Origin of the sequence: Bradyrhizobium algeriense (assembly GCF_003062295.1) — a bacterium.
In the GTDB taxonomy this organism is placed as follows: Bacteria; Pseudomonadota; Alphaproteobacteria; order Rhizobiales; family Xanthobacteraceae; genus Bradyrhizobium; species Bradyrhizobium algeriense.
Window position 1 is genome coordinate 132,320 of record NZ_PYCN01000017.1, and the last position, 24,133, is coordinate 156,452.

20 protein-coding genes are annotated in these 24,133 nt (G+C 63.6%); 6 read left to right on the top strand and 14 right to left on the bottom strand.

The window, feature by feature from the left end; genetic code table 11:
• Positions 1-114: 114 nt before the first annotated feature.
• Positions 115-1,698 (top strand): acetyl-CoA acetyltransferase, encoded by a 1,584-nt coding sequence (locus C7G61_RS27495; RefSeq protein ID WP_108519851.1) that lies wholly within the window; start codon positions 115-117, stop codon positions 1,696-1,698.
• A gap of 114 nt (positions 1,699-1,812) precedes the next feature.
• On the opposite strand, the gene C7G61_RS27500 is transcribed toward C7G61_RS27495, so the two are convergent.
• A complete protein-coding gene (locus tag C7G61_RS27500; RefSeq protein ID WP_108519813.1) occupies positions 1,813-3,552 on the bottom strand; it encodes a methyl-accepting chemotaxis protein in 1,740 nt (579 codons plus the stop codon).
• A 256-nt stretch (positions 3,553-3,808) separates the two neighbouring features.
• Positions 3,809-4,789 (bottom strand): helix-turn-helix domain-containing protein, encoded by a 981-nt coding sequence (locus tag C7G61_RS27505; RefSeq protein ID WP_108519814.1) that lies wholly within the window; start codon positions 4,787-4,789, stop codon positions 3,809-3,811.
• A 65-nt stretch (positions 4,790-4,854) separates the two neighbouring features.
• Here C7G61_RS27505 and C7G61_RS44060 point away from each other — a divergent pair, with 65 nt between their 5' ends.
• Positions 4,855-5,163 (top strand): hypothetical protein, encoded by a 309-nt coding sequence (locus tag C7G61_RS44060; RefSeq protein ID WP_145963697.1) that lies wholly within the window; start codon positions 4,855-4,857, stop codon positions 5,161-5,163.
• 64 nt (positions 5,164-5,227) lie between these two features.
• Here C7G61_RS44060 and C7G61_RS27510 read toward each other — a convergent pair whose 3' ends face one another.
• From C7G61_RS27510 to ltnD, 6 genes are all read right to left on the bottom strand, one after another.
• On the bottom strand, positions 5,228-6,928 hold the full coding sequence (locus C7G61_RS27510) for a methyl-accepting chemotaxis protein (RefSeq protein WP_108519815.1): 1,701 nt from the start codon (positions 6,926-6,928) through the stop codon (positions 5,228-5,230).
• Between the two features lie 268 nt (positions 6,929-7,196).
• Complete coding sequence (locus C7G61_RS27515) at positions 7,197-9,224, bottom strand: methyl-accepting chemotaxis protein (protein ID WP_108519852.1); 2,028 nt, start codon at positions 9,222-9,224, stop codon at positions 7,197-7,199.
• Between the two features lie 233 nt (positions 9,225-9,457).
• Positions 9,458-11,149, bottom strand: coding sequence for a methyl-accepting chemotaxis protein (locus C7G61_RS27520; protein WP_108519816.1), 1,692 nt, complete (start codon positions 11,147-11,149; stop codon positions 9,458-9,460).
• Positions 11,150-11,337: 188 nt separating this feature from the next.
• Complete coding sequence (otnK, locus tag C7G61_RS27525) at positions 11,338-12,615, bottom strand: 3-oxo-tetronate kinase (RefSeq protein WP_108519817.1); 1,278 nt, start codon at positions 12,613-12,615, stop codon at positions 11,338-11,340.
• Positions 12,612-13,394 carry a 2-oxo-tetronate isomerase gene (gene otnI, locus C7G61_RS27530; RefSeq protein WP_108519818.1) on the bottom strand — a complete coding sequence of 261 codons (783 nt, stop codon included), beginning with the start codon at positions 13,392-13,394 and terminating at the stop codon, positions 12,612-12,614. The genes otnK and otnI overlap by 4 nt, the downstream gene beginning before the upstream one ends.
• A gap of 26 nt (positions 13,395-13,420) precedes the next feature.
• Positions 13,421-14,419, bottom strand: coding sequence for an L-threonate dehydrogenase (gene ltnD / locus C7G61_RS27535; RefSeq protein ID WP_274542292.1), 999 nt, complete (start codon positions 14,417-14,419; stop codon positions 13,421-13,423).
• 33 nt (positions 14,420-14,452) lie between these two features.
• Between ltnD and otnC the strand changes: the two genes are divergently transcribed.
• Positions 14,453-15,112, top strand: a complete 660-nt coding sequence (gene otnC / locus C7G61_RS27540; RefSeq protein WP_108519819.1) for a 3-oxo-tetronate 4-phosphate decarboxylase — start codon at positions 14,453-14,455, stop codon at positions 15,110-15,112.
• Positions 15,113-15,232: 120 nt separating this feature from the next.
• Here the strand turns inward: otnC and C7G61_RS27545 are convergent, their stop codons facing one another.
• From C7G61_RS27545 to C7G61_RS27570, 6 genes are all read right to left on the bottom strand, one after another.
• The gene (locus C7G61_RS27545; protein WP_108519820.1) at positions 15,233-15,937 is read right to left on the bottom strand and encodes an ABC transporter ATP-binding protein; all 705 of its coding nucleotides are present in this window, start codon (positions 15,935-15,937) and stop codon (positions 15,233-15,235) included.
• A complete protein-coding gene (locus tag C7G61_RS27550) occupies positions 15,921-16,655 on the bottom strand; it encodes an ABC transporter ATP-binding protein (RefSeq protein WP_108519821.1) in 735 nt (244 codons plus the stop codon). Before C7G61_RS27550 ends, C7G61_RS27545 begins: the two co-directional genes overlap by 17 nt.
• Positions 16,652-17,632: a branched-chain amino acid ABC transporter permease gene (locus C7G61_RS27555; protein WP_108519822.1), complete on the bottom strand. Its 981-nt coding sequence runs from the start codon at positions 17,630-17,632 to the stop codon at positions 16,652-16,654. The genes C7G61_RS27550 and C7G61_RS27555 overlap by 4 nt, the downstream gene beginning before the upstream one ends.
• The gene (locus C7G61_RS27560) at positions 17,632-18,510 is read right to left on the bottom strand and encodes a branched-chain amino acid ABC transporter permease (RefSeq protein ID WP_108519823.1); all 879 of its coding nucleotides are present in this window, start codon (positions 18,508-18,510) and stop codon (positions 17,632-17,634) included. The genes C7G61_RS27555 and C7G61_RS27560 overlap by 1 nt, the downstream gene beginning before the upstream one ends.
• Before the next feature lie 188 nt (positions 18,511-18,698).
• Complete coding sequence (locus C7G61_RS27565; protein ID WP_108519824.1) at positions 18,699-19,943, bottom strand: ABC transporter substrate-binding protein; 1,245 nt, start codon at positions 19,941-19,943, stop codon at positions 18,699-18,701.
• Between the two features lie 82 nt (positions 19,944-20,025).
• Positions 20,026-20,847, bottom strand: a complete 822-nt coding sequence (locus tag C7G61_RS27570; RefSeq protein WP_108519825.1) for a putative hydro-lyase — start codon at positions 20,845-20,847, stop codon at positions 20,026-20,028.
• A 120-nt stretch (positions 20,848-20,967) separates the two neighbouring features.
• Between C7G61_RS27570 and C7G61_RS27575 the strand changes: the two genes are divergently transcribed.
• The 3 genes from C7G61_RS27575 to C7G61_RS27585 are packed head-to-tail and all read left to right on the top strand — an operon-like array spanning position 20,968 to position 24,129.
• Positions 20,968-21,885, top strand: a complete 918-nt coding sequence (locus C7G61_RS27575) for a LysR family transcriptional regulator (RefSeq protein ID WP_108519826.1) — start codon at positions 20,968-20,970, stop codon at positions 21,883-21,885.
• A 41-nt stretch (positions 21,886-21,926) separates the two neighbouring features.
• Positions 21,927-23,177: a Zn-dependent hydrolase gene (locus tag C7G61_RS27580; protein WP_108519827.1), complete on the top strand. Its 1,251-nt coding sequence runs from the start codon at positions 21,927-21,929 to the stop codon at positions 23,175-23,177.
• A 37-nt stretch (positions 23,178-23,214) separates the two neighbouring features.
• Positions 23,215-24,129, top strand: coding sequence for an NAD(P)-dependent oxidoreductase (locus C7G61_RS27585; RefSeq protein ID WP_108519828.1), 915 nt, complete (start codon positions 23,215-23,217; stop codon positions 24,127-24,129).
• The last annotated feature ends 4 nt before the right edge of the window (positions 24,130-24,133 follow it).

A 24,133-nucleotide genomic window follows, 5' to 3' on the forward strand; every position in this document is an offset into this window, starting at 1 on the left:
AAGAAGAAAGTATGGATTGCTTCGTCGCTACGCTCCCTTGCGCAAACGCTTCGCGTTTGTCGCAGGCAATGACGGATGCACCAAACTAATCAATCGAAAGCGAAACAAGAAAAGATGCCAAACACCTCCCTCCCCGAAGACCGCATTCCCGTCATCGTCGGCGTCGGCGAGATCGCCGACCGGCCCAAGGACATCGCAGCCGGCCTCGAGCCGCTGGCGCTGCTCGAGGAGGCGGTGCGGCGCGCGGAAGCGGACAGCGGGACGAAACTGCTCGGCGAGCTCGGGTCGCTCGACGTCGTCAATTTCCTGAGCTGGCGCTACCGCGACCCCGAAAAGCAGCTTGCGGCGCGGCTCGGCGCCAATCCGGCGCATTGCTATTATGGCCCGGTCGGCGGCGAGAGCCCGATCCGCTACATTCATGAAGCAGCAAAGCGCATCGCGCGCGGCGAGTGCAGCGTGGCCGTGGTCTGCGGCGCGGAAGCGCAATCGACCGCAACCAAAGCCGAGCGTGGCGGCATCGCGCTGCCCTGGACGCCGTTCGCCCATGACGTCGAGGAGCCGAAGCGCGGCGCGGCGTTCCAGAAGCCGATGGCGGTGAAGCTCGGCGTGTTCCGGCCGATCACGGTCTATCCGCTGTATGAATCCGCAACCTCGGCGCATTGGGGCCAGACGCCGCGCGAGGCGCTCGCCGAATCCGGTGCGCTGTGGTCGACCTATGCGCGCGTCGCTTCCGGGAATGAAAATTCATGGCTGAAAAAGCGCTTTACACCTGACGAGATCACCACGCCGACGCCGGAAAACCGCCTGATCGCCTGGCCCTATACCAAGCTGATGGTGGCCAATCCGACCGTGAACATGGGCGGCGCGGTGCTGCTGACGTCGCTGGCAAAGGCGCGCGCGGCCGGCGTGCCCGAAGACCGCCTGATCTATCCGACCGGCGGCGCGTCGGCGGAAGAGCCGCGCGATTATCTCGTGCGCGACCAGTTCTTCGAGAGCCACCCGCAGAACGCGGTGCTGAAGGCCGTGATGGACCTCGTCGAGGGCGACGGCAAAAAGTTCGACGCCATCGAGTTGTATAGCTGTTTCCCCTGCGTGCCCAAGATGGCGCGGCGGACGCTTGGCCTTGGCCCCGACGTGCAGCCGACGGTGACCGGCGGGCTCACCTTTTTCGGCGCCCCGCTCAACACCTATATGACACATGCGGCCGTCGCGATGGTGCGAAGCTTGCGCAAGCGCGGCAAGCTCGGCCTGCTCTATGGCCAGGGCGGATTCGTTACCAAGCATCACGGGCTGGTGCTGTCGCGCGAAGCGCCGAAGGGCGCGCTCGCGCAAGACACCAGCGTGCAGGCCGAAGCCGACCGCAATCGCCGCAAGGTGCCGGAGTTCGTCACCGAGGCCAGCGGCAAGGGCAAGGTCGAGAGTTTTACGGTGATCTACGAGGGCAAGGGCGAGGTCGAGCACGGCGTGGTCATGCTGCGGACGGAAACCGACCAACGGGCGTTGGCGCGTATCCCGGCCAGTGATACGGCGACGCTTGCGCACTTGCTGAACATGGATCGCACGCCGGTGGGCTCGGTGGGCTCGATTGTTACGGCGCACGACGGCGTGCTGGAGTGGCGGGTGGGTAGTGCCTTCTTTCCCTCTCCCCTTGTGGGAGAGGGTGGATCGAATGAGCGTACGCTCATTCGAGACGGGTGAGGGGTCTGTCTCCGCGGATAGAGACCCCTCATCCGCCTTGCCTTCGGCATGGCACCTTCTCCCACAAGGGGAGAAGGGAAGAGAATTCTGCTTCCCTCCCTTGCTCCGACCGGCTTACGCCGCCCGCACGGAATCCAGGAACTTGCCGACTTCGAGCTTGAGGCGGTTGGAGTCTGACGACAGCGACTGCGCCGCCGAGAGCACCTGCGACGACGCAGAGCCGATCTCGCTGGCGCCGCGCTGCACGTCGGTGATGTTGGAGGAGACCTGCTGGGTGCCCTGGGCGGCCTGCTGCACGTTGCGGGAGATTTCCTGCGTCGCCGCGCCCTGCTCCTCCACCGCCGCTGCTATCGTCGATGCGATCTCCGACAGCCTTTCGATGGTCCCGCTGATTGCCTGGATCGCGTTCACCGACTCCTGGGTCGCGCCCTGGATGCTGGTAATCTGCTGGCCGATCTCGCCGGTGGCCTTTGCGGTCTGTTCGGCGAGCGCCTTCACTTCGGAGGCCACGACGGCAAAACCGCGGCCGGCCTCGCCGGCGCGCGCGGCCTCGATGGTGGCATTGAGCGCCAGGAGATTGGTCTGGCCGGCGATGGTGTTGATGAGTTCGACCACATCGCCGATGCGGGCGGCCGCCTTCGACAATTCGCTGACGCGGTCATTGGTGTGACGGGCCTGATCCACGGCCTCGCCGGCCATCCGCGCCGATTCCTGGACCTGGCGGCTGATCTCGTTGACCGAAGAAGACAGCTCCTCGGTTGCGGAGGCCACCGACTGCACGTTGGTGGATGCTTCTTCCGAAGCCGCAGCCACCATGGTCGTCACCTGCTGCGCGCGCTCGGCGGTCGACGTCAGCGTGCCGGCGGAGGCTTCGAGTTCGGTCGAGGCCGACGACACCGTTTCGACGATCTCGCCGACCGCGGTCTCAAAGGAATCCGCCAGCCTGACCATATCGGCCTTGCGCTGCTGCGCCGCGATCTGGTCCTGCCTCATCTTGGCTTCGGCCTCGTCGCGCGCCTTCTGTTCCGAGACGACCTTGAATTTCTCGACGGCGCCGGCGACCGCGCCGAGTTCGTCCTTGCGGCCGAGACCCGGCAGCACCACCGCGAAATTGCCGCCCGCGAGTTCCTCCATCGACACGCTCAGCGCGCGCATCGGACGGGCGATCGTGAAAAAGGAGAACACGGAAGTGCCGATCAAGAGGAGGATCGTGCAGAGACCGACTGCCATGGACTCCCGTTCGGCGGCGGCCATTTCCCGAGTGGACCGGGCCGCTTCCTGATCCACGCCCTGCTTGGCCGACTCGACGATCTGGTTGGCGAGAGATTCCAGTTCGGCCGCAATCGGCAGCGTCACTTCGCGGGCAATCCGGATCGCTTCTTCATTCAGTTTGGTAGTCCGCGTGGCGGCGTCGGACCCGCCCGCCGCAGCTACAGCTTCACCGCGAACCGATGCGATCTGTTGGGCTGCTTTCGCATAGTCTGCTGCCCTGGTCTTGAGCTTCTCGGTGCGTGCGCGGATTTCTCCGGGGCCAGACAATTGCAGCATCTCGTCTGCAAAACGGTTCACCGATTTGAGCCGCGCCGCCAGATAGTCATTGGCCCTCTGCAGATCTGCCGCACTGTTTGCGAGACGGAGATCACGGACGCCGGTCTGCATGCCACGAATCGACGCCTTCGCGTCCACCCCATCTCGCGTGATCGTCTGCTGCGCCGACTTGCGCACATCCGCGTCGCGCATCGCCGCGTTGGCCCGCATCTGGCTGACCACCATCACGACGACGAGCAGGACACCGAGGGCCGAGGCGATGCCGAGCTTGGCACCGATCGACAGATTCAGAATGAGACGGGACATGAGTAGCGTCCTTGAAAAAAAGCGTCGGTGAAATCGCAGCGATGCCGTTGTTTCCCGCGCAGCGGGATCACGGTTGAAAAGCGCCGGGCCGGATAATCGGACGAGCCGGTTCGTTGCGAACGAAGGGCTCCTGCGGCGGCTTCGCCACAGAGCGACACTCATGCCGCCAAGGTTTCATACGATGGTTAATCAGGGGCTAAGCGGAGAGACTTGGGGAAATCGTAGAACTACGGTATCGCCGCTCGTTTCGCCGGTATCACGACTGACTGTCCGTATTCTTACGTGCCGCCGACAAGGTCTGCTGCGGCGTTTCGCCAAACAACTCGCGATAGAGTGCTGTGAACTCGCCCATGTGCCAGAAGCCGTTCACGAGTGCGACCGCCTTGATCGATTGCACCGACGCTCCCCGCAGCAGTTGCTGACGTACGTTCCACAGCCGCCGCAGCCGCATATAACGATGCATGCTCATGCCGCGAATCGCAACCACGGCGTTATGCAGCGTCCGTACCGAGACCCCAAGCTGTCGTGCCACGTCGGCGCTGTACAGCGTCTTGCCGGCGTTCGCGGCGACGAACTCATCGAACCTTCGGACAAGCGCCAGATAGTGGCTCAAGCTCAGGCGCTTGCCTTCGGACGCCGGCGATGCCGCAGCCATCGCCAGATCGACCGCCTGCAGGATCGATTCTTCAACACTCCCGATCACATCAGGCTGAGCGAGGGTATCGGGCGAATGCGACGCGAGCATCAGAACATCGCGCAACGTCGTGCGAAGCGCCTCCAACTTGGCGGGTTCCGTTGCGATCAACTGAGCGCGGTCGAGCTCGCCCGGCCAGCCGCGATCATCGACGGAATCGAAATTCACGAGGGCGACCAGATTGGCCTGCTGCTCCACGATCTCACACTGTGCCCTGCCCTTGACCATCAGGAGCGCCGGCGCGCGGCCCTCCACACCGTTCAGGATCAGCGAGCCCGCATCGTCCATCATCAGACCGATGATCGCGCCGGTCGTGGAATATTGGATCTGAAGAATCCGCGGAAATGTCCGCTGCAGATAGACCGTGCAGGTTTTCAACCTCAGCGACGCGAACGATGCGGCGAAGTCCCGGTGATCGAGCGGAATGCTGCTTGCCTGACCCAATCCTTCGATGCTCCGGAAATGATCGATATCCGGAGACCGGCTGATCTTCACGAAGTCAGACTCAACTAGTTCATCAAGCAACGACACGCGGCGGGTCATCCGAGCCGTCGGTAGCGATCGTCGCAACAACGAAAAAAACGCTAGCCGGGATTGAGAGGGATCATATGCGCAACTTGACCATGGCGGATGGGTGCCTCGATGCGCCCTGCCATCGGATGAAGCGTCTTGAGTTCTGGCGCGTCTTCATTGACGCAGAACACATGGCATCGGATCTTCTGGCATCAGACCTTCACGATGCCTTTGTGTATTACCAGTTTTTCCCGATTTCGGAAATCCGTTCGCCACATTCGGCATCAGTTTCGCCCAGGGCGATTGGTCGACCGATGCCGCAATCGCAATTTTGCGATCTAGGGATGTCTACCGCTCCTCGTGCAGCCGAAAAGCGCTCCGCTTGCGACAGCTCACGCTTCTGATTCGCGTCGTCAGCGATCGCAAAGCCGGCTGAGACGCCGGCTTCGGACTGAATAGTCAGCGCGATCAGGCCGCCCGCACCGAGTCGAGGAACCTGCCGACCTCGAGCTTGAGGCGGTTGCTGTCGCCCGACAGCGATTGCGCCGCCGCAAGCACCTGCGAGGACGCCGATCCGGTTTCGCTGGCGCCGCGCTGCACGTCGCCAATATTGGAGGATACCTGCTGGGTACCCATGGCCGCCTGCTGCACGTTGCGGGAGATCTCCTGCGTCGCGGCGCCCTGCTCTTCCACGGCGGCTGCGATGGTCGACGAAATCTCCGACAGTTTTTCAATCGTGCCGCTGATGGCCTGGATCGCGTTCACGGACTCCTGGGTCGCGGCCTGGATGCTTGATATCTGTTGTCCGATCTCGCCGGTCGCTTTCGCGGTCTGTTCCGCAAGCGCCTTCACTTCCGAGGCTACGACGGCAAAACCGCGGCCGGCCTCGCCGGCGCGCGCCGCCTCGATGGTGGCGTTGAGCGCGAGCAGGTTGGTCTGGCCCGCGATGGTATTGATCAGTTCGACGACATCGCCGATGCGGGTTGCCGCCTTCGACAATTCGCTGACGCGGTCGTTGGTGACGCGCGCCTGATCGACGGCGTCATTGGCCATCCGCGCCGATTCCTGCACCTGACGGCTGATCTCGGTGACGGACGAGGCCATCTCCTCGGTGGCGGAGGCCACCGATTGCACGTTGGTGGAAGCTTCCTCTGAGGCCGCCGCGACTGCGCTCGTGAGTTCCTGCGCGCGCTCCGCGGTCGCGGTCAGCGTGCCCGCGGATACTTCGAGCTGGCTCGATGCCGACGAAACGGTCTCGACGATCCGGCCGACCGCAGTCTCGAAATCGTCGGCCATCTTGTTCATGTCCGCCTTGCGGCTCCCGACGGCGCGGGTCTCGGCCGCGCGTTGCTCGGCCTCCAGCGACTGACGCGCGACGGCATTGCTCTTGAAGATCTCGACTGCCTTGGCCATCTCGCCGACCTCGTCGCCGCGTCCGACGCCGGGCACCTCGACGGCAAGGTTGCCGCCGGCGAGATCGTTCATCGCGACCGTCATCCGTTGCAGCGGACCGGTGACGCTACGCGCCACAAAGATCGACACCACGAGCATAAACAGCAGGATCACGCCGGAAACGATCAGGGACCGCTGGGTCGAAGCCCAGGCCTGCGCCTTCAGGTCGTCGATGTAGACGCCGGTGCCGACGAGCCAGTTCCACGGCGCGAAACCGACCACGTAGGACAATTTCGGCTGCGGCTTGTCGAAGCCCGGCTTGGGCCACTCATAGGGGACGAAGCCTGAGCCGCTCTTTTTGACCGTATCGACGAAATCGACGAACAACAGTTTGCCGTTCGGATCCTTGTAGCTCGACAGGTCGTTGCCGTTCATTTCCGGCCTGATCGGATGCATCACCATTTTCGGATGCATATCGTTGATCCAGAAATAGTCGTTGTTGCCGTAGCGGAGCGCGGCGATCCGCGCCATCGCGCGCTTCTGCGCGTCGGCGTCCGAAACGCCGCCCTTCTGCGCCGCGGCATGCTCTTCCTTGATGATGCCGAGCGCGAGGTCGCCGAGGTGCCGCAGCTCGATCTGCTTCTGCTGGTCGAGGCTCGATGCCAGTTCGCGCGATTCGAGAAAGGTCACGCCCAGGAGCCCGATGAAGCTGAGGCAGATGAGCGCATAGATCTTTCGGCCAACCGTCATCCTGGCCCGACGTATCATTCCAAACATGTCTTATCTCCACGCGACGACGGGTGTCGTCCGCCCCATTTCGCGGAATCGTATATGTCAGCGGCTTTCTTCCCGTTAATTTCTGCTCAGTAGATATACTGAGTTTCCGTTAGCCGGGCGCCACGCGGCCGACGCCAAGAAGTTTGGCGGGATTCAGGGGGAGGATGCGAACTGACGACGTCGGAGCCGGCTTTGCCGCGGGTTCTGAACATCAAAAACCCGCCCCTTGTTCAGGGGCGGGCTGTTTGGTTTGCGGTCTATCGGCTGATTACGCCGCGCGCACCGAGCCGAGGAACTTGCCGACTTCGGCCTTGAGGCGGTTGGAGTCCTGCGACAGCGACTGGGCCGAGGAGAGCACCTGCGTCGAGGCCGTGCCGGTTTCGCCGGCGCCGCGCTGCACGTCGGTGATGTTGGAGGAGACCTGCTGGGTGCCACGGGCCGCCTGCTGCACGTTGCGGGAGATTTCCTGGGTGGCGGCACCCTGCTCTTCCACGGCGGCCGCAATGGTCGAGGATATCTCGGACAGCTTCTCGATCGTGGCGCTAATCGCCTGGATCGCCCCGACCGATTCCTGAGTGGCGGCCTGGATGCCGGTGATCTGCTGGCCGATCTCGCCGGTCGCCTTCGAAGTTTGTTCCGCCAGCGCCTTCACCTCGGACGCCACGACGGCAAAACCGCGGCCGGCGTCGCCGGCGCGGGCCGCCTCGATGGTGGCGTTGAGCGCCAGCAAATTGGTCTGTTCGGCAATGGTGTTGATGAGTTCGACCACCGCGCCGATGCGCGCGGCCGCCTTCGACAATTCGCTGACCCGGTCATTGGTGGTGCGGGCCTGATCGACGGCCTCATTGGCCATCCGCGCCGATTCCTGGACTTGACGGCCGATCTCGGTGATGGACGAGGCCATCTCTTCGGTGGAGGAGGCCACCGATTGCACATTGGTTGAGGCTTCCTCGGAAGCCGCGGCCACCATCGTGGTCAGCTCCTGGGCGCGTTCAGCGGTCGCCGTCAGCGTGCCCGCGGAGGTTTCGAGTTCGGTCGAAGCCGCCGACACCGTCTCCACGATCTTGCCGACCGCGCCTTCGAAATCATCGGCGAGCTTGATCATTTCCTGCTTGCGCCGCTGCGCCGCGACCAGGTCCTGCTTGATCTTGGCCTCGGCTTCCTCACGCGCCTTCTGCTCGGCGTTCTCGCGGATGACGGTCACCGTCTTGGCGAGGTCGCCGATTTCGTCGCCGCGGGCGGCGCCGGGAATCTCGACATCGAGATTGCCGCCGGCCATCTTGCCCAATGCACCGTTCAGGCGCGTCATCGGACGTGCGACGCCGAGGAAGGAAAACACCACCGAGGCGATCAGCGACACGACGACGACGATCGCCATGATCAGGTTGATCTGGTTGGCACGCTCGGTATCGGCCATGACCTCGTCCTTGGAGACCTTCGCATCCTTTTGCGCGCCGGCGACGGTGGCTTCCATCAGGTGGGCGACGTCAGCGGCGGCCTTGACGGTCCGGGTGGCGATGATTTCGCTCTTCGACTGCTCGGTCCTGACGGCCTCCTCATTGGCGGCCAGGAAGCGCTTGACAATCGAGGAAAGGTTGCTGACCACGACCAGCAAATCCCGGTCATCGGCTTCGCCACGCAGCTTGTTGAAAACGTCCTTGAGCGAGGCCTCGGTCTTGGCCATCTCCGTGACCAGCTTGGCATCGCCGGTAGCGCCGAGCTTCCAGGCATTCGCCCGCAGCGCGTTCACCTTGCCATCGGCCTGAAACAACAAACGCTCGATCTCGAGGCGGTTGTCCAGCTTTTGCATGGCCGGCAACTTCATCTGGGTATCGACCGACTTGTTCCATTCCTCGGAAATGACCGAGCGCTTCTCGATCTGCGCCAGCAGCGTCGCCTGCGCCTTCGCGAGATCTTCCACTGCCGCAGCAAAGCCTTCCATCAACGCCTTGGTCTTCTGGAGTTGTTCCTTGGCTTCCGGCCGCTGGGCTATTGCCAGCGCCGCCTCCAGCTCCTTTGCCGCGCTCGCCTTGTGGCGCTGCAGATCGGAAAGGGCCTTCTCGACTTCAGCGGGAGTTCTCGCCAGGCGGACATCGTCGGCGGCAAGCTGAATCTTGCGCAGGTCGATATGCGCGGCGAGTGCATTATTCGCCACCTGCTGCGATCGCGCGGCGCGATCGCTGCCTTCCTCGATTCTCGATTCGGTGACCATCTGGTTGGCCACCATGCCGATCGCCAGCAAGACGCCGACCGCCCCGGCCAAGCCCAGTTTGTTTCCGATACGGTTGAGCTTGATCATGTCGACGACCCCAAATTTTCTGAAGCACATTTTCCGGGAAGCGGAAGTTGCGCCGCGACGGGACCAGCCTTGCGCGCGCGGCCCCAAAAGTACCGGCAGCCTAGCCGGGACCGGTTAATTTCCGCTTGCGTGAATTTACGGAATTCGGCTCGGGTTGCAGACCTACCAAATTCGCGCATCGCGCGAATCAAGCCCCGGCTCCCCGCCGGAAGCCGGCCGCGCGGCGGCCGTCAGGCCGCCCGGACCGAATCCAGAAACCGGCCGACCTCGAGCTTGAGGCGATGGCTGTCGCCCGACAGCGACTGCGCCGCCGAGAGCACCTGCGAGGAGGCGGCGCCGGTCTCGCTGGCGCCGCGCTGCACGTCGGAGATGTTGGAGGAAACTTGCTGGGTTCCGCGGGCGGCCTGCTGCACGTTGCGCGAAATTTCCTGCGTCGCCGCGCCCTGCTCTTCCACGGCAGCCGCGATGGCCGAGGAGATTTCTGCCAGCCGTTCAATGGTGCCGCTGATATCCTTGATCGCATTGACCGACTCCTGGGTCGCGCCCTGAATGCCGGCAATCTGCTGGCTGATCTCGCCGGTGGCTTTTGCCGTCTGCTCCGCGAGCGCCTTCACTTCCGACGCCACGACGGCAAACCCGCGGCCGGCGTCGCCGGCGCGCGCCGCCTCGATGGTGGCGTTGAGCGCCAGCAAATTGGTCTGGCCGGCGATGGTGTTGATGAGCTCGACGACGTCGCCGATACGGCTCGCCGCCTTGGACAATTGGCTGACCCGGTCGTTGGTGACGCGGGCCTGGCCAACCGCTTCGGTTGCCATCCGCGCCGATTCCTGCACCTGACGGCCAATCTCGGTGACCGAGGAGGAAAGCTCTTCGGTCGCCGATGCCACCGACTGCACGTTGGCAGACGCTTCCCCGGAAGCCGACGCCACCGTCGACGTGAGCGTCTGCGACCGTTCGGCCGTCGCCGACAGCGTGCCGGCGGAGGCCTCGAGTTGCGTCGAAGCCGACGACACCGTCTGCACGATTTCGCCGATCACGTTTTCAAAATTGCGGGTAATGCCGTCGACGCGGCGGCCGCGCTCGATCTTGGCTTCGGCGTCGAGCGCCGCAGCTTCGTCAGCGGCCTTCTTGGCAATCAGCGCCTGCTTGAATACCTGCAAGGTGTCCGCCATGACGCCGATTTCGGTCTTTTCGCCCTGATGCGGCACGTCCGCGCTCAGATCGCCTTTGCCCAGCGCCTGCATCGGCGTGACGATCGAGGCAATGCCGCTGGAAACGTCGCGAACCAGATAGTAGCTGACGGCGATACCGGCGACGATGGCCACACCCAGGATGGTCGCGAGCATCATGAAGGCGAATGTATAATTGTCGGCAGCCTCCTGCGCCGCTTTGTCGCCGCCCGCGTTGTTGAGGTCGATATCCTTCTTAAGGACTGCGTCGGCCTCGAGCCCGATCTTGTTCACGGTGGTCGTGTTCAGGTCGTGCGCTTCCGTCGGCATCTGGCCGGCCGCCTTGCGCGACAGCGCCATGACCTCCTCGGTGCCCTTCTTGTAGCGCTCCCACAACCTGACCCATTCGTTATAAAGCGCGCGCTCTTCCGGCGACGTAATCATCGGCTCATAGGCCGCACGGATCTTGGTGTTGGACTCGGTAACAGTCGCCAGCGTCTTCTCCATCGCCAGCTTTTCTTCCAGCGTCTCGGACAGCATGTGCTCGCGGATCACGTTGCGGTAGGTGACGACGCCGGCGCGCAGGTCTCCGAGCACGCGGACGCTGGGCAGCCAGCTCGTCGAGATGTCCACCGTGTTGGCATTGATGGCCCGCATGTTCCTGACCGCCAGCAGACCCATGCCCGTCATCGCGACGAGCAGGAAGGCAACGACAGTGATGATCTTGGTGCGGATCGAATAGCGTGCGAGCATGGCGGGAATCTCTTGGTTTTGGGCGCGACGGGACACGCCAAACGTGACGAGGCGGAGAAAGTCGGGGGAGGCAAAAGGATGCCGTTACAGAAATAAAACCCGGCACGTCCTCAGGTTGAGTTAACGACGTCGGGGTAAAAATACGTAGGCGCCAGACCGCACCGGCCCCGTGAAGGCCGGCGCAGCGATCAGCGCATCAGCTTCAGCGCATCGGAGAAAAATTCCGTGCCGCCGAAATTGCCCGATTTCAGCGCAAGCAGCATTTCGCCCTTGTCGGCGCCGACGGCGCGCAGAACCGGCACTCCTGCAGCGATTTCTTCGCCTACGAGGAATCCGGGAATGCCCAGGCGATCGACGACGGCGCCCGAAGTTTCACCACCGGCGACCACCAGCCGACGCACGCCTGAGCGCACCAAACCTTCCGCGATGTCCGCCATCGCCTGCTCGATGGCATGTCCGGCTGCATCGCGGCCATGCCGGGATTGCAGAGCTGCAACCTGGTCCGGCGTCGAGCTGCTGGCGATCAGGATCGGACCGTTGGTGATTCGGTCGGCAGCCCAGGCCAGCGCGCGACGCACCTCGCCGGGTCCGGCGATGATCTGTTCGGGATCGAGATGCAGCACGGCCATGGTCTTTTCGGCATTGGCGATCTGGGCCAGCGTCGCCTGCGAGCAACTCCCGGCCAGGCACGCCGCCGGCCCGCCGACCGGCGCGCCGGACGCCGCGCCAGCCGAAGCCGATTTGACCTTACCGGAAGCGACCAGCGACCGGGCCAGGCCGAGCCCGATGCCGGATGCGCCGACCGACAGGCGGTGATCCAACGCGACGGCGCCGATGGTCTCCAGATCGCGGTCGAACACGGCGTCGATGATCGCTGCGCCGATGCCCTTCCCAGCCAGATCGGCAAGACGCTCGCGAACGGCGTCCGCGCCGCGCGAAAGCGTGGCGAGGTCGACCAGCCCGACTTTGGTTTGGCTCTGGCGCGCCAGCACCCGCACCAGATTGGAATCGTGCATCGGGTTGAGCGGATGGTCCTTCAGCGGACTTTCGTTCAGCGGCACGGAACCGACGAACAGGTTGCCCTGATAGACGGTGCGGCCGGTTTCCGGGAAGGCCGGCGTCACCAAAACGATGGCGTCGCCGGAATCGGCGCGCAGCGCATCCATCACGGGACCGATATTGCCGGCGTCGGTGGAATCGAAGGTCGAGCAGATCTTGAACAGCACGTGGCCGGCGCCGCGGTCGCGCAGCCATTTTTCGGCGGCGCGGGAACGATCAACCGCAACATCAGCCTCGATCGAGCGGCTCTTGAGCGACACCACGACCGCGTCGACCTCCGGCAGCGCGAGGTCGTCCGACGGCACCCCGATGGTCTGCACCGTGCGCAGACCCTGACGGGTCAGCGTGTTGGCGAGATCGGAGGCTCCGGTGTAGTCGTCGGCGATGCAGCCCAGAGACAATTTCACGGCTTTACTCCGGCATAGGGCTTGAACCAGGCGAGGCCATCGGTGGTCTTGCCGCGCGGGTTGTATTCGCAGCCGACGAAGCCGCCATAGCCGAGCCGGTCGAGTTCAGTGAACAGGAATGGATAGTTCAGTTCCTCGCCGTCGGGTTCGTTGCGCGAGGGAATGCTGGCGATCTGGACGTGGCCTGTGATCGGCATCATCTCGCGCAGCCGCATGGTGACGTCGCCATGAATGATCTGGCAGTGATAGATGTCGAACTGCAGTTTTAGATTTGGAATCTTAAGTTCGGTGATCAGGTCGCGCGCGAAGCCAAAATCGTTGAGAAAGTAGCCCGGCACGTTGCGGGCATTGATCGGCTCGATCACGACGTCGAGGCTGTGGGCTGCGAAGAACTCCGCGGCCCACGTCACCGATTTATAAAACTGCTCGACGGCTTTCGGTTCGGTGCGATTGGCGATGCCGGCCATCAGATGCAGCCGCTTGACACCGGTCGCCTTCGCGTAAGGAAGCGCCGTCTCAAGGCTTCGCTTCAGATCGTCAAAACGCTCCGGCAGCGCCGCAAAGCCCTTTTCGCCGGCGTCCCAATTGCCCGGCGGCAGATTGAACAGCGCCTGCGTCAGGCCGTTGCGCTTCAGGGCGTCGCCGACGGCTTCGGCCGGATGGTCGTAAGGGAACAGGAATTCGACGGCGGTGAAGCCCGCTTTCGCCGCCGCCTCGAAGCGGTCGAGGAACGGCACGTCGGTGAACATCATGGAGAGATTGGCGGCAAAATGCGGCATCGAGCGTCCCCTTCTTGATCTTGCTGCTATTTCGGTTCGCCGGGCAGATGCGTGCCGGTGACGCGGGCATACATCCGCGCCACCGAGGCGTCGTCGTCGCGGCCCATGCCTGATGCGGCCGTCATCAAAAACATCTGTAGCGCGGCAGCGGCGACCGGCACCGGGAATTTTTGCGAGCGCGCCATGTCCTGAATGATGCCGAGGTCTTTGACGAAAATTTCGACCGCGCTGCGCGGCGTATAATCGCCGTCGAGCACATGCGGCATGCGGTTCTCGAACATCCAGGAATTGCCGGCGGATGCCGTGATCACCTCGTAGACCTTTCGGATGTCGAGGCCCTGCTTGGCAGCGAATGCGATGGCTTCCGATGCGGCGGCGATGTGCACGCCGGCCAGCAACTGGTTGATCATCTTGAACGCGGCGCCCTGGCCGGCGTCATCGCCGAGCTCGTAAAGTTTTGCGGCCATCGCATCGAGTGCCGGTCGGGCTTTGGCAAAGGCGGCCGGGCTGCCTGAGGCCAAAACGGTGAGTTCGCCCTGCGCCGCCCGCTGCGCGCCGCCGGAAATCGGCGCGTCGAGGTAGTGCCGCCCGGTGGCTTCCAACTGTTTGGCGAGCCGCCGCGCGACGTCGGGGTCCATGGTGGCGGAGGAGACGAATACCGCGCCCTTGCCAAGGGTTTCGGCGACGCCATTGGCGCCGAACAGGATGGTCTCGGTCTGGGTTGCGTTGACGACCACGCTGACGACGACGTCAGCGGCCTTGGCGGCTTCCGCTGGCGTCGCGGCACCCTTCCCGCCGTCAGCCACGAACCGTGCCACGGAGTCCGCCGAGACGTCGCAGCCGGTCACTTCGAGGCCGGCGCGGCGCAGCGAGGTCGCCATGCCGTACCCCATCGAGCCCAGCCCGATGACGGCAACGCGCGGTTTTGCGGATTCTGGCATGCGGCGGTCCCTCAATGTTTCATTTTGGCTGCGATCTGGCCGGCGGCTTTGCCTCTGGGTATCACGGCTTGGCCGCGCTGCCAAAGCGTGGGAAAAGGCGTCAAACGGGGTCGGTTCATGAGCGAAACAAAAATCCGGGAGGAAATCTGCCGCCTCGGCCGCTCGCTGTTCGAGCGCGGGCTGACGCCAGGCTCCTCGGGGAACATCAGCGTGAAACTCGACGATGGCGGCTGGCTGGTGACGCCGACCAACGCCTCGCTGGGCTCGCTCGACCCGGCGCGGATGTCACGGCTCGGGCCCGACGGACGGCTGGTTTCCGGCGACGCGCCGACCAAGGAAGTGCCGCTGCACACCGCGCTCTACCAGACTCGCGGCGCTGCGCGCGCGGTCGTGCATCTGCATTCGACCCACTCGGTGGCATTGTCGATGCTGCCGGAGATCGACCCCCGCGCCGCGCTGCCGCCGATGACGCCCTACTACCTGATGAAATGCGGCCAGACCGCGCTGGTGCCGTATTATCGTCCCGGCGATCCGGCTGTCGCCGACGCGATCAAGGGGCTGGCCGGAAAATACTCCTCCGTGCTGCTCGCCAATCACGGGCCGGTGGTATCTGGGGACACGCTGGAAGCTGCGGTGTTCGCGATCGAGGAACTGGAAGAAACGGCGAAGCTCTATCTGCTGCTGCGCGGGCTGAACCCGCGGTATCTCTCGCCGGAGCAGGTGAAGGATTTGACGAAGGTGTTTGGACTAGTGCTACCGGAGCATGGGCACGACTGATACGCTGATCGCGATTAGCGTAGCCCGGATGGAGCGCAGCGCAAATCCGGGGAGACAAACCGTACGCTGGCCCCGGATTTCGCTGCGCTCCATCCGGGCTACGAGATTGACCTCGCCCAACTACAGCCCCAGATACGCCTTCCTCACATCCGGATTGACGCGGATGTCTGCAGCGCTGCCCTGCATGAGCACGCGCCCCGTCTGCAGGATGTAGGCGCGGTCGGCGATTTCGAGACATTCCGACATGCGCTGCTCGACAATCAGCACGGTCATCCCCGCGTCGCGGATGCGTTTCACAGCCTGAAAGATTTCGTCGACCAGCTTTGGCATGATGCCCTGCGACGGCTCGTCCAGCATCAAGAGCCGCGGCCGCGTCATCAGCGCGCGGCCGATGGCCAGCATCTGCTGCTCGCCGCCGCTTAGCGTTTCGGCGCGCTGCTCCAGCCGCTCCTGCAGGCGCGGAAACAGCTTGAACACGAGATCGAGCGGCGTTTCGCGATCAGCCTGACCGCGATAGAGGTAGCTGCCGAGCCGCAAATTGTCGCGCACCGACAGGCGCGGAAACAGCCTTCGGTTTTCCGGCACGTAGGCGATGCCGCGCGAGGTGATGATGTGCTGGGCCATGCCGTCGATCCGCGCGCCGTCGAACGACACGGTGCCGGAGCGCGGGCGTTCCGCGCCGGCGATCGATTTCAACAGCGTCGACTTGCCGGCCCCGTTGGCGCCGGCGACGCAGACGATCTCGCCTTTTGCCACTTCGACGCTGACTGCCGAGATCGCGACCAGGCCTTGATAGGCGGTGGTGACTTCATGCACTGACAGCATGGCGATCCCCCAGATAGGCGGTGATGACCTTCGGATCACGAACGACGTCGGCAGGCTTGCCCTCGACCAGCACCTTGCCGAGATCGAGCACGATGGCGCGATCGACCAGCGGCATCACGATTTCCATGACATGCTCGACCATCAGCACGGTGACGCCGGTGTCGCGCACCTTGCGCACCAGTTCGACGCCGGTTTTCGCCTCGACCGGCGTCAGCCCCGTCAGAACTTCGTCGAGTAGCAACAGTTTCGGCTCGGTCGCCAGCGCGCGAGCCACCTCGAGCCGGCGCTTTTCAGACGGGACCAGATCGCTGGCCAGCACATTGGCGCGCGGGCCGAGGCCACAAAATTCCAGCACCTCATGCGCCTTGCGGCGGGCATCGCGCATCACGGTGGTGCGGACCAGCGCCCCGACGATGACGTTGTCGATGACAGTCATGGTCTCAAAACTCTTCACGACCTGAAACGTGCGGCCGATTCCGCGCTGACAGCGTTCCGCCGCCGGCAACGCGGTGACGTCCTGACCGTCGAAGATGATCGAGCCTTGGGTCGGCGGCAGTACGCCCGCGATCAGGTTGAACAGCGTCGACTTGCCGGCGCCGTTCGGGCCGATCAGGCCGACGATTTCGCCGCGCCCGACCGAGATCGAGACGTCGCTGTTGGCAACCAGGCCGCCAAAACGCTGCCAGACGCCTCGGGTTTCCAGAAGAGGCGTCGTCATCGGGCCGCCTCCTTACGTTTGAACGAGAACAGGCCGATCAGCCCCTGCGGCCGCGCCAGCGAAATCGCGATGATCAGGCCGCCATAGACGATCAGGTCGACACCACGGCCGGAGCCACCCATGTAGGAACGCGTCAATTCCGTGAGCGGGATCAGGATGACCGCGCCCAGCATCGGACCCCACAGCGTACCGATGCCCCCTAACACGGCCGGCAAGGCCATCAGCAGCGAGAGCTGAAAGCCCATGATGCTCTCGGGATCGATATAGGAGACGAACTGCGCATAGAAGCTGCCGCCGACCGCGACCAGGAACGCCGAGACCGCCGCCGCACCCATCTTGGAATTGAACACGACGACGCCGAGGCTTTCAGCCGCCTCCGGGTTGTCCTTTACCGCGCGCCACCAAAAACCCCATTTGGAATTTTCCAGCCACCAGGTGACGAACCAGGCGACGCAGGCCAGCGCCAGCGCGAAGTAGAAGTATGGCAGCTTGCTGCGTGGGAACTGGAATTTCAGCCAGCTGTCGCCGCGCACGGGAATCTCGATGCCCATTGCAGCACCAGCCCAATCCCAGTTGTGAAACAGCAATAGCCCGATCTCGGCGATGACGATGGTGGCGATGACGAAGTAATGTCCGCGCAGCCGGAAACAGGGGTAGCCGAGCGCCATCGCAATCAGCGCGGAGATCACGCCGCCGCCGAGCATGCCGAACCACGGCAGCACGCCGAATTTGGTGAACAGCAGCGCGGTGGTGTAGGCGCCAAGCCCGAAATAGAGCGCGTGGCCGAGCGAGATCTGTCCGCAATAGCCGGAAAGAATGTTCCAGCTCTGCGACAGCGCGCCCCACATCAGCGTCAGCACCATCATGTTCTGGACGTACACGTCCTTGACGAACAGCGGCACGACGGCTGCGATCGCGGCGAGAACACATGCGACGACGAGGTCGCGGCGGCGGCGTTCTGCGAAAGCGCTATCCATCACATCGATCCGAACAGGCCGCGCGGCCGGATGAAGACGACAAGGAGATAGACCGCATAGATGCCGACCGCCTTGAGCGAAGGCGGCAGCAGCAACGCGGTCGTGGCCTCGACGAGGCCGACGATGATGCCGCCGGCGAAGGCGCCGAACACGCTGCCGAAACCGCCGAGCGCCACCGTCACATAGGCGATCAGCGCGAATGAAGCGCCCACATCCGGATAGATGTAGAAGAAGATCGCCATGATCGCGCCTGATAGCCCCACCAGCGCCGCGCCCAGGCCCCAACCCAGCGCAAACACCTTGTTCTTGTCGATGCCGACCAGCGCCACGGCGCCGGCGTCCTCGCGGGTCGCTTCGAGCGCGCGGCCAAAGTCAGTGCGGTTGATGAAGAGATAGAGCGCGCCGAATGCTGTGATCGCGACCAGGGCGCCCACCAGTTGCGGCACCGGCAGGAAGATGCCGGCGACCGAGACGGTCTTGCCGCCGAGCCAAGAATGCGTGACGCTGCGATAGTCCGGCGTGAAGAAGTACTGCGCCAGGCCGCGCATGACGATGGCGAGGCCGAAGGTGGAGAAGATCTGCACCATGCCGGCGTTGGCCTTGGCGCGCACGGCAAAGCGCACGATCAATAGATAGACCACGGCGCCGAACACGAACAGTGCCGCCGCGACCAGCGGCGCCGACAGCAACGGGTCGATCGCGAAGAATGCGAACAGGAAGAACGTCGCGTACATCGCGATCATCAGGAATTCGCCATGGGCGAAGTTCACGACGTCCATCAGGCCGAAGATCAGCGCGAGCCCGACGGCGATGAGACCGTAGAGCAGTCCCATGAGGAGGCCGCTCGCCAGGCTCTGGATGATGGTTTCGGCGGTCATGGAAGTCGCTCCGTGGCCCACGCGCCATCGAGAGGGTCCGTCATTGCGAGGAGCGAAGCGACGAAGCAATCCATTCTTTCTTCGTGAGGAAAGATGGATTGCTTCGCTTCGCTCGCAATGACGGAGCGAAGCAGCCTCTGAATGATCTCGACTCTCATGTCCCGTCCCCCGCCCCCGCGTTATCAGGCCTACTTCATCGGCCAGACGGCTTCGGCAATCGCGGCCTGCGGCGGGAAGATGGTGACGAACTTGCCGCCGATATATTGCAGCAGCACCGGATCGGCGTCGTTGTTCTGGCCCAGCTCGTCGAACTTGACGCGCTTCCACGGCATGATGGTCTGCTCGCCCGGGATGTCGGTCGCGACCAGCGCCTCGCGGATCTTCTCGCCGTCAGTCGATTTGGCGCGGTTGATGGCTTCCGCCATCACCAGGAGGCCCATGAACTGCCGCGACGTGAGGTCGTTAAAATCCTTGCCCGACTTTTCCTTGAACATGGCGTTGATCTTGCCGACCATCGGCCGCTTGGCCGCGAGGTCGAGCGAGAAGCTGCCGCGCGAGATCACGCCTTCGAGCTTGTCGCCGACCGCATCATACAGCGCCTTCTCGGAGAAGCCGGCGTTCTGGGCGACGATCGCGTTCGGCTTGTAGCCGAGCTCGGCCATGGTCTTGACCAGCAGGATGCCGTCGGTGGTGTAGCTCGAGGGCATCAGCACGTCGGCGTTCGCCGTCTTGAGCTGCTGCACTTCCGCCGACAATGAGGGAGAATTGGAGCGATACTTGATGTCCGTGACGATCTTGTAGCCGCGATCGCCAGCCAGCTTGATCTGGGTGTTGGCGGAATCGGTGCCGAAGATGGTGTCTTCGTGGAACAACGACAGCGTGTCGATCTTGGTGCCCTTCTTCTTCATGGCGTCGAAGAAATTGAACATCGCGGCCGAGAACATTTCGTCATGTGGCGCTGCGCGGAAATAGAACTTGAGACCGCGCTTGTGCAGACTCGGCGAGGAATTGTCGGCCGAGATGAACGGGATCTGGTAGCGCTCGCAGACCTGGCTGACGGTCACCGCGACCGAGCTCTGATAGGTGCCGATGACGGCGCAGACCTTCTCCTGCGTGATCAGGCGCTCGGTCTCGGCACGGCCCTTCTGCGGATCGGCCTGGTGGTCGGCGAATACGAGGCGGATCTTGGCGCCGCCGAGGCCGGGCAACCCCTCGCCCTTTGCCAGCGGCAGATCGAAATCGTGATTCTTGTTGATGATGTCGAGCGCGGTCTCGTACGACTTCTGGGCATCGACACCCATCTGGGCGCTGGCGCCGGAGAACGGATAGATCACGCCGATCACCACTTCGGAAGTTTGGGCACGGGCGGCGATCGGGCCGAGCGCTGCGGCAGCAGTGGCTCCAAGCAGTACGTTTCGGCGCGTGATATTCATGGCGATATCCTTTGTTGGATGGCGACTATCGATGAAACGGGCGAAGGTTACGGTAAAGCCTCAATGATCAGCAGGAACTGCATCAAAGCACGGCAAGCGCTTTGTTCCTGAGATCGGTCACAAGCATCAATCCGGGCGCATGCGTAATCGCAAACGGCACCTTCGCGGCCTGGATGACAGATTGCGGGGTCACGCCGCACGCCCAGAACACCGGAATTTCGTCCGCCTCGACCGGCACCGGATCGCCGTAGTCGGGTTTGGCGAGGTCGGCGATGCCGATCGACTCGGGAAGACCGATATGAACCGGCGCACCGTGCACCGAGGGGAAGCGCGAAGTGATCTGCACCGCGCGGATCGCGTCCGCGGGCTTGAACGGCCGCATCGTCACCACCATCGGACCGGCAAACGGACCCGCGGGGCTGCAGGCGATATTGGTGCGGAACATCGGCACGCGCACATCGCGCTCGATATGGCGGATCGGCAGACCTTCCTCCAGCAGCGCCTCCTCGAAGGAGAACGAGCAGCCGAGCACGAAGGCGACGAGATCGTCGCGCCAGTGCGCCATGATGTCGGTCGGCTCCTCCACGATTTCGCCGTCGCGCCACACGCGATAGCGCGGCAGGTCGGTGCGGATGTCGAGGTCGATGCCGAGGGCGGGAATGCGGGGATCGCCGACCTCGGACATGCCGATGATCGGGCACGGTTTGGGATTGAGCTGGCAGAAGCGATGAAAAGCGCCCGCGAATTTTTCCGGCAGGATGGCGAGATTGCCCTGGACGAAGCCGTTGGCGACGCCCGCCGTGTGATGGGCCATGCCGCTGCGGCAGGCATGCCGGGCCGCGACGCTCGGCGATAAATCCGCCGTATCGTGACCGCGTGTTTCCGTCCTCGCCAAGCCGGTCATCGTTGTCCCCGCTTCCATTCTTGTCGACATCTACTCCCGCATATGGCTATGATAATGTCTAATCGTCTTTTTTAATCAAGTTAGATAAATCCAAATTATCAACCTGCGACCAGAGGGTGCATGACTGATTTCAAGGCAATTGAGACTTTCATGTGGGTAGTGACGCTCGGCAGCTTCCGCGGCGCGGCGCAAAAGCTCAACACCACCCAGCCCGCAATCTCGCAACGGATCGCCCAGCTCGAACGCGAGGTGGGTGTAAAACTCCTGCAGCGCGACCGCCGCATGGTGCTGCCGACGCCGAGCGGGCGCCAATTGATGGTCTATGCCGAGAAGCTGATCGGGCTGCGTTCGGAAATGCTGGCGGTGGTCGGCGACCGCTCGGCGATGCGCGGCGTGCTGCGGCTTGGCGTCGCCGAAACCATCGTTCACACCTGGCTGCCGCAGCTCATCAAGAGCGTCAATCACGCCTACCCGAACCTCTCGCTCGAGATCGAGGTCGACATCACCTCGAACCTGCGCAACCGGCTGCTCGCGCAGGAAATCGAACTCGCTTTCGTGCTCGGGCCGCTGACGGCGCCGATGGTCAACAATCGGCCGCTGTGCGATTATTCCGTGGGCTTTCTGGCGAGCCCGTCGCTCGGCCTCGGCAAGCAGGCGCTGACCCTGCACGATCTGGCGAAATTTCCGATCATCACCTTTTCGCGCCGGACCCAGCCCTATGAGATCGTGCGCTCCCTGTTCAACCGCCCTGATCTGCCGCCGATACGCCTGCATGCCAGCGCCTCGCTCGCAACCGTCATCCACATGGCGATCGAAGGCCTCGGCATCGCCCTGATACCTACCGCGATTGTCGAGGGCGACATGGCAGACGGGCGGTTGCAATTGTTGTCGACCAATCTGCAGCTGGCCCCGCTGACATTCTCGGCAAGCTGGCTCGCCTCCCCCGACACGGTCGCGGTGGAGCGCGTGGTCGAACTCGCCGCCAGCCTTGCGCGCGGCGGCGTCATTGTTGACGCGCCGCGCGAGGCGCGTCATTGAAAAAGCGCGGCTCGCGTATCGTCTGAACTTCGGAACGGTCAATGACAAAAATCACCTCCAACCTGCAAATCGATTCCGCCCGCCTTTGGGACACGATTCACGAAACCGCCAAATTCGGCGCCACCCCGAAAGGCGGCGTGCGGCGGCTGACGCTGGGGCCTGAGGATAAGCAGGTGCGCGACTGGTTCCGCGCGCGTTGCGAGGCCGCGGGGCTGGAAGTCCATGTCGATGCGCTGGGTTCGATGTTCGGCCTGCGCAAGGGCCGCGACATGTCGAAGGCTCCGATCGGCCTCGGCTCCCACCTCGACACGCAGCCGACCGGCGGCAAATATGACGGCGTGCTCGGCACGTTGGCCGCGCTGGAGGTGGTCCGTACGCTCAACGATGCCGGGATCGAAACCGAGACGCCGATCTGCATCTGCAACTGGACCAATGAGGAAGGCTCGCGGTTTGCGCCGGCAATGATGGCGTCGGCGGCTTACGTCGGTGATTTCACCACTGACGACATTTTGTCGCGTAAGGATGCCGAGGGCATGACAGTCGCGCAGGCGCTCGACAGCATCGGTTACCGCGGCGCGACCCCGGTGGGGACGCAGAAATTCTCCGGGTTCGTCGAACTGCACATCGAACAGGGGCCGATCCTCGAGGCTGAAAACAAGACCATCGGCGTGGTCGATTCCGGCCAGGGCGTGCTCTGGTATGACGGCAAGATCACCGGTTTCGAAAGCCACGCCGGATCGACGCCGATGCCTTTGCGGCGCGACGCGTTGGCGACGCTGTCGGAAATCGTGCTGGCGATGGAGGCGATCGCGAAGAAGCACGGCCCCAAGGCCGTCGGCACCGTTGGCGAGGCGGTGATTGCCAACCCCTCGCGCAACGTCATTCCCGGCGAGATCGCCTTCACGGTCGACTGCCGCAGCGCGGATGCCGCCATCATGGATGCGCTGGATAAGGATTTGCGCGCCGCGATTGCCGAAATCGCGGCGCGGCGCAAGGTCGAGGTCCAGTTCGATCTGATCTGGCGCAAGCCGCCGACGCATTTCGATCCCAAACTGGTAGACGCGGTGGAGAACGCCGCGAAGATGCTGGGGCTTTCGCATCGCCGCATTACCTCCGGCGCCGGCCACGATGCCTGCAACCTCAACACCGTGATCCCTGCGGCAATGGTGTTCGTGCCGTGCAAGGACGGCATCAGCCACAACGAACTGGAAGACGCCACGCAGGCCGATTGCGCGGCAGGCGCCAATGTGCTGATGCATACCGTGCTGGCGCTGGCCGGCGTCGCATCCTGATAAATAGAGCCTGATAAATAGAATTTGGGGAAATGCCATGCGTGGAGTTTTCGTCGACGCCAATGAATCGCTGGCCGTGATCTTCGAGCGGCTGGAGAAATCAGGCGATCCCAAGGTCGTAATCCACCGGAACCCCGACATCACCTCGGATCAGTATCCCCAGATACTCGATGGCGCCGAGATCGCGATCGTCGATCACACCGCACTGCCGACGGATGTCGCGAAGAAGTGCACGGGCTTGAAGCACGTCGTGTTTCTCGGCACCGGCGCACGCAGCTACATGAACCCGGAAGAGCTCGCCGGGCTCGGGATCGAAGTACATCTGATCAAGGGCTATGGCGATACCGCCGTGGCGGAATGCGCTGTCGCGCTGATGTGGGAGGGCGCGCGCGGCCTCGCCAAGATGGACCGCGGGATCCGCGCCGGCAACTGGCTGCGTGATGACGGCATGCAGCTGACGGGCAAGACGCTGGGCCTGATCGGCTTCGGCGGTATCGCCGCCGAGGTCGCCCGCATTGCGATCGGCTCAGGCATGCGCGTCATCGCCTGGAACCGGTCGCCGAAGAAACATCCGAAGGTCGAGTTCGTCGATCTCGATGAATTGCTGACCGAGAGCGACGTCGTTTCGATCCATCTGCTGTTGAACGACGAGACGCGCGGACTGATCTCGGCCGCCTGCATCGAGGCCATGAAGCCCGGCGTCATCCTGGTCAATACCGCGCGCGGCGCAATCGTTGATGAAAAGGCGATGATCGATGCGTTGAAGTCTGGCCAGATCCGCCATGCCGGCCTGGATGTCTTCAACATCGAGCCGCTGCCGGCGGATCATCCGCTCACGAAACTGGAGAACGTGACGCTGTCGGCGCATTCGGCGTTCCGCACGCCGGAGGCGAGCGAGAACTTGATGCGCGCGGCGTGGGAGCACTGCCGGCGGATCGTGAAGGGAAAATAGCAGC

What these genes read in the sequence shown, in the direction of transcription:
- C7G61_RS27505 (WP_108519814.1), bottom strand. Translation starts at nt 4,789, where the DNA reads ATGACCCGCCGCGTGTCGTTGCTTGATGAACTAGTTGAGTCTGACTTC.
- C7G61_RS27510 (WP_108519815.1), bottom strand. Translation starts at nt 6,928, where the DNA reads ATGTTTGGAATGATACGTCGGGCCAGGATGACGGTTGGCCGAAAGATC.
- C7G61_RS27520 (WP_108519816.1), bottom strand. Translation starts at nt 11,149, where the DNA reads ATGCTCGCACGCTATTCGATCCGCACCAAGATCATCACTGTCGTTGCC.
- C7G61_RS27555 (WP_108519822.1), bottom strand. Translation starts at nt 17,632, where the DNA reads ATGGATAGCGCTTTCGCAGAACGCCGCCGCCGCGACCTCGTCGTCGCA.
- C7G61_RS27495 (WP_108519851.1), top strand. Translation starts at nt 115, where the DNA reads ATGCCAAACACCTCCCTCCCCGAAGACCGCATTCCCGTCATCGTCGGC.
- C7G61_RS27545 (WP_108519820.1), bottom strand. Translation starts at nt 15,937, where the DNA reads ATGCTGTCAGTGCATGAAGTCACCACCGCCTATCAAGGCCTGGTCGCG.
- C7G61_RS27575 (WP_108519826.1), top strand. Translation starts at nt 20,968, where the DNA reads ATGACTGATTTCAAGGCAATTGAGACTTTCATGTGGGTAGTGACGCTC.
- C7G61_RS27585 (WP_108519828.1), top strand. Translation starts at nt 23,215, where the DNA reads ATGCGTGGAGTTTTCGTCGACGCCAATGAATCGCTGGCCGTGATCTTC.
- C7G61_RS44060 (WP_145963697.1), top strand. Translation starts at nt 4,855, where the DNA reads ATGCGCAACTTGACCATGGCGGATGGGTGCCTCGATGCGCCCTGCCAT.
- C7G61_RS27550 (WP_108519821.1), bottom strand. Translation starts at nt 16,655, where the DNA reads ATGACGACGCCTCTTCTGGAAACCCGAGGCGTCTGGCAGCGTTTTGGC.
- C7G61_RS27580 (WP_108519827.1), top strand. Translation starts at nt 21,927, where the DNA reads ATGACAAAAATCACCTCCAACCTGCAAATCGATTCCGCCCGCCTTTGG.
- otnI (WP_108519818.1), bottom strand. Translation starts at nt 13,394, where the DNA reads ATGCCGCATTTTGCCGCCAATCTCTCCATGATGTTCACCGACGTGCCG.
- otnC (WP_108519819.1), top strand. Translation starts at nt 14,453, where the DNA reads ATGAGCGAAACAAAAATCCGGGAGGAAATCTGCCGCCTCGGCCGCTCG.
- C7G61_RS27500 (WP_108519813.1), bottom strand. Translation starts at nt 3,552, where the DNA reads ATGTCCCGTCTCATTCTGAATCTGTCGATCGGTGCCAAGCTCGGCATC.
- C7G61_RS27570 (WP_108519825.1), bottom strand. Translation starts at nt 20,847, where the DNA reads ATGACCGGCTTGGCGAGGACGGAAACACGCGGTCACGATACGGCGGAT.
- C7G61_RS27565 (WP_108519824.1), bottom strand. Translation starts at nt 19,943, where the DNA reads ATGAATATCACGCGCCGAAACGTACTGCTTGGAGCCACTGCTGCCGCA.
- C7G61_RS27560 (WP_108519823.1), bottom strand. Translation starts at nt 18,510, where the DNA reads ATGACCGCCGAAACCATCATCCAGAGCCTGGCGAGCGGCCTCCTCATG.